The sequence below is a fragment of the Streptomyces sp. CB01881 genome (genome assembly GCF_002953255.1).
Lineage (GTDB): Bacteria > Actinomycetota > Actinomycetes > Streptomycetales > Streptomycetaceae > Kitasatospora.
Genome location: NZ_CP026498.1, coordinates 10966809 through 10969379, shown reverse-complemented (window position 1 = coordinate 10969379; position 2571 = coordinate 10966809). Strand labels below are relative to the sequence as shown.

The window sequence follows — 2571 nt, the reverse complement described above, 5'->3', positions numbered from 1 at the left end:
TCACTCACGGCGGGCCCCGGCCGGTCGGCGGAGCCCGCCGTCCGCCGGGAACGACGCTCCCTGGCTCGGCGCTCGCGCCGCTGGTCGGCGGCGCTCTCCGGCACGAGGGCCGGAATCCGGTGCGGGTGCCCGTCCGCATCGACGGCGACGAAGACCAGTTGCGCCGTCGCCACCCGGGTCACCGGTCCGGTGAGGTTCCAGCGCTCCGCCGTGACGACGACCGAGACGTCCATCGAGGTGCGCCCGGCATGGTCGAGCCGGGCACGGACGGTGAGGAGGTCCCCGGCGCGTACCGGGGCGAGGAAGGTCATCTCCTCGACCGACACCGTAACCGCGGGCACCCCGGCATGACGGCCGGCGGCGGCGGCCGCGGCGTCGTCGATCAGTTTCATCACCACCCCGCCGTGGACCGTCCCGTAGAGGTTGGTGTCGTGCTCACTCATGATGTGGGCGAGGGTCACGGCCGAGTCGGCCGGCGTCCGGGACGCAACGGTGGCGGGGGCCGTCATAGTGCCGTCACCTCGCCGGTCGCCGTGGCGACGGTCCAGGACCGACAACCGACAGACCTGCCCGTTCCTTGCCGGCCGGTGCGCTTCACGGAACCCTCCTTCGCGAGTTCGCGGACCCGGGCGATGCGAAGGAGCGGGAGGGCGCACGGATGCGTCCCTCCCCGCCGCAGGCCCGCCCTCGGGGTCCCGGTGAGACCGCAGGCCGCTGCGGCCCACGGGCAGTGGCAGGTCTTCGGACTCGCGGGCGCGCCACCCGTGAAAGGGCGGACACCTACTGGCCGTCGCTTCCCGGACCCGGTCGGGCCCAGTGCGTATGACGGCGGTCGTTCCCGCTCACCGCTGCGGGGCAGTCCCGGATTCCCACCGGGTTCCCTCTTGCGACGCTCCTGACTGGCGGACAGGGCGAACCAGCTGCGCGGACCACTCTACGTCCATCGCCTCAGGTCATGATCACCGCCCGGGGCTCCGGAGGCTCCGTCCGTGCGGACGCGACACGACTGGGCTGGGCCGAGGTGAGCCGAGTTGAGTGGCGTGCTCGCGCCGTACGGTGTCAATCCCGCCCGGCGGTGGACGCCCGGATCCGCAGCGCCCAGTCGTGGCGGCGCACCGCTCCGGGCTGGGCCGACCCCGACAGCAGATCACTCAGAAGGGCTGCGCACTCGCGCCCGTACTCCGCCGCGCGGAGGTCCACCGCCGTCACCTGCGGACTCGAACCGCGCGCCGCGGCGCCGTCGACGCACGCGGCCACCAGCAGGTCGGACCCGACCTGCAGGCCCTCCCTGGCCGCGGCCGCCAGCACACCGGGCACCGCCCCGTCAGGGGCGCACACCACCGCGTCCAGGCCCGGGATGTCGGCGAGCAGGTCCGTGGTGGCGGCCTCGGCCTCGGCGGGCGTGGCCGCGAACGGGACGGTTCGGACGGCGACCTCGACACCCTGCCGCCCGGTCCAGTCGGTGGCGGCGGCCCGCAGCGCCGCGGCCCAGTCGGAGCCCGGACCGGGGGCCAGCAGCGCCGGGCGGCGGGCGCCGCGAGCCGCGAGGTGGTCCAGCAGCGCGGCGAGCGAGGTGGCGTTGTCGCACACCACGGCCCCACTGGGCGCGACGCCGCCGCCCAGGTAGCGCTCACCGGTGACCACCGGCACGCCGGAGCCGAGCAGGTCCGGAACCTCCGGGTCGTCGACCTCCGGGTCGATCACCAGCAGACCGTCGACCCGGGAGGCGAGTCCGCCGCCGGACGCCGTCCCCGGGGCCAGCAGGACGAGGTCCAGTCCGTCCTCCCGGGCCCGCTCGACCGCGCCGAAAGCCAGGTTCATGTAGTAGTCCAGGCGCGTCGCCGTCCGCGGCAGGTGCAGGCCGATCGCTCCGGTGCTGGAGCGGCGCAGGCTGCGGGCGGCCGTGTTCGGCCGGTAGCCGAGCTCGCGGGCCGCCGCCTGGACGCGTTCGCGGGTTGCTTCGGCGACCCTGCCGGAGCCCTGCAGCGCATCGGATGCCGTGCTCTTGGACACCCCGGCGGCCCGGGCCACGTCAAGCAGGGTCACAGGTTGGCTGGTCACAGCCCGGAAGTCTAGACACCGCCCTGGCGCCTGCTCATCCCCCGGGCGCCTGATCCACCCGACCGCCATCGGCTCCGAGCCCGGCCACCGACAACGCAGTGCCCGGCCCTCGCATCACGCGGGCCGGGCACTGCGTTGTCGGTGGTTGCGGAACGTCAGCTGGCGCCGGTGCGCTTGCGGCGCCACCACCAGGCACCGCCCGCAGCAAGTACGACCACCACGGCGGCACCGATGGCGAGGGGGGCGGCGGACGAGGAGTCGCCGGTCGAGGCGGTCGCCGCCGCGCTGGGCGAGGCCGTCACACTCGGGGCGCCCGACACGGTGGCCGGCGCCGACGCGGTGGCCGACGCCGAGGCGATGGCGGACGCGGAGGGCGTGGCGGTGGTGGGCGCGGTGGACGGCGTGCCGATCGGGGTGGCTCCCGGCGCGGCGGCGGCCAGCTTGAGGGTGGGCGCCGGGTGCTCGGGCTCGGTGCCGGCCTTGGGCAGTTCGATCCAGCATGCGGCCGTC

The 2571-nt window shown here is 75.3% G+C and carries 3 protein-coding genes and 1 riboswitch; all 3 genes read right to left on the bottom strand.

The window, feature by feature from the left end; genetic code table 11:
- Positions 1-443: acyl-CoA thioesterase (locus tag C2142_RS37235; protein ID WP_346766425.1), on the bottom strand; the 443-nt coding region annotated here is incomplete at its 3' end.
- Positions 444-714: 271 nt separating this feature from the next.
- Positions 715-936, bottom strand: a riboswitch (cobalamin riboswitch).
- A gap of 123 nt (positions 937-1059) precedes the next feature.
- Complete coding sequence (locus C2142_RS37230) at positions 1060-2061, bottom strand: LacI family DNA-binding transcriptional regulator (RefSeq protein WP_148647161.1); 1002 nt, start codon at positions 2059-2061, stop codon at positions 1060-1062.
- Positions 2062-2216: 155 nt separating this feature from the next.
- Positions 2217-2571: LPXTG cell wall anchor domain-containing protein (locus C2142_RS41245; protein ID WP_241003054.1), on the bottom strand; the 355-nt coding region annotated here is incomplete at its 5' end.